This is a genomic window from Oleiphilus sp. HI0079 (assembly GCF_001635105.1).
In genome coordinates, this window is sequence record NZ_LWFT01000943.1 from 1 (window position 1) to 1,919 (window position 1,919).

Annotated in this window: 2 protein-coding genes and 1 pseudogene; 2 read left to right on the plus strand and 1 reads right to left on the minus strand. The window is 47.3% G+C overall.

Going from position 1 to position 1,919, the window contains the following annotated elements; all coding sequences use genetic code 11:
• Positions 1-506: pseudogene (locus A3750_RS17260) on the plus strand (recombination factor protein RarA); the annotation flags it as partial.
• 158 nt (positions 507-664) lie between these two features.
• The gene (locus tag A3750_RS17265) at positions 665-1,324 is read left to right on the plus strand and encodes a hypothetical protein (protein WP_156498681.1); all 660 of its coding nucleotides are present in this window, start codon (positions 665-667) and stop codon (positions 1,322-1,324) included.
• A gap of 44 nt (positions 1,325-1,368) precedes the next feature.
• On the opposite strand, the gene A3750_RS17270 is transcribed toward A3750_RS17265, so the two are convergent.
• The coding region (locus tag A3750_RS17270) for an amidase family protein (RefSeq protein ID WP_197475113.1) at positions 1,369-1,919 on the minus strand (551 nt) is incomplete at its 5' end.

Here is a 1,919-nt window from a genome sequence, read left to right on the forward strand (position 1 = left end):
TTCAAGGTGGCTGCGATCCGCTTTATATTGCGCGGCGAGTAGTGCGTATGGCTAGCGAGGACATTGGAAATGCAGATCCGCGGGCGCTCACGCTCGCGATGAACGCTTGGGATGCCTTGGAGCGCTTAGGACAGGCTGAAGGTGAGTTGAGTCTTGCGCAAGCGGTCGTTTATCTTGCAATCGCCCCTAAGAGCAATGCTGTGTATACCGCTTACAAGCAAAGTAAGGCCTTTGTTAATGCGGATCGACACAGAGATGTGCCGATGCATTTGCGTAATGCGCCCACTAAGCTGATGAAAGAGCAGGGCATGGGGCTCGAATATCGATATGCTCATGATGAACCGGGTGCATTTGCGGTGGGAGAGTCCTATTTTCCGGAGGAACTGGATGGAACCGAGTTTTATCAGCCGGTTGAAAGGGGGCTTGAGATTAAAATCCAGGAGCGCCTCAACCAATTACGTGACCTAAATCATCATGCTGCAAGCAAACGATATCCGAAAGAATAAGTCGGATGAGTGCGTGTATGAATATCGGTATGAATACGAGGATGTATGCGCCTGAGCACGTTTTTGCCCTGAGCTCTTAAGTATACTGCTTCGCAAATCAAAGGGAGTTTATTCGCTTCATGAAGCGCTTGCTGTTAATTGTAATTTCTTTGGCGTTTATGCCAGTAGCGTCTGTGTATGGTGCCGGTGAGGGGCAGCCTTATTACGGCGGTATTGAGATATTCGCGACCCAGTCTGAGCTAGTTTCAGAAAAAGTCCTAATTGAAACGACTGCTTTTTTTGTAGAGCAAGAAGGATTAGGAACGCTTGAAGATCAGCGCCTTTTGACCTTTGATGACGCTGGAAAAGGCAAGCGTATATATATGGGCGTTAGTTCGGCGCCAGATTGGGATTGGGAGTGGGGCTACGTCGATTTCGGTAAAACGAGTGGTCGTTACCAAGGGGACTCAAGCTCTTCCACTTTGGATATGAAGACCGATGTGAAAGCAGAGGGCTGGTTTCTCCACTTTCAGTACACGCCAAGAATTACCGAACGCCTAGAGTGGAATTTGAAGCTTGGCATATTGCGTTGGGATGGTTCACGTTATTCAAGAATGACGATGGTTGATCCTGTGCGCAATCCCGTCGAGAAATTTGAATCGATCTCAGGGATCGACGAGTACTTTGGTACCGGCTTGCTATACACCGTCAACGAGCGTTGGAAAATTCGTGCCGATGCCAACCGTTATATGCTTGCCGACGACCAAGTCGATACGTTTAGTATCGCTGCCCAGTTCTGGTTTACAGGAAGACTTATTAACAACATCTTTGATTATTAATAAGCGATTCTCAAGGTTGAAACCTTAGGCCTTAGTCCCGCGACCTAATCAATCTGTGGCGGGACGAAACCAAACCCTGCATTCTCAAGTAATTCTCCAAAATGCAGTAGCTGCTCTTCGCTATGGTGCGGCGCAGCCACTGATATTCCTACTGGTAGGTTCAGTTTTTCATCTAGACCTGATGGCACGCAAAGCACAGGTAGACCAAGTAAGTTATAGAGCATGACGAAGGCGAAGCAGTAGTCGGTATAGCTGTAATGCTGACCTTCAAGCTCTATATCCTTGTGCTTATGGTTATGTTGAAACGCCGGTCCGACGCTTGTCGGAGATAGAATAAAATCATAGTCGTCAAAGAGTTGATAAAACTCTGCAATACATTCTTTCTGTTCCAGTAAGGCTTTGGAATATTCGGCGAAATCTAAGCTCAAACCTTCCGCAAGCTCTTTCTTCGCGTTGATGCTAGATCGCTTGAGGTCTTGCCCGAACTTAAACTGCATGACTTTGCGGATTGCCCAAGGAAAATCCTGCCCGCAAACAAAACCAAATATTTTGACCCAGCAAGCTAAGCTTCGCTCGACTAATTGTTCATCCACCT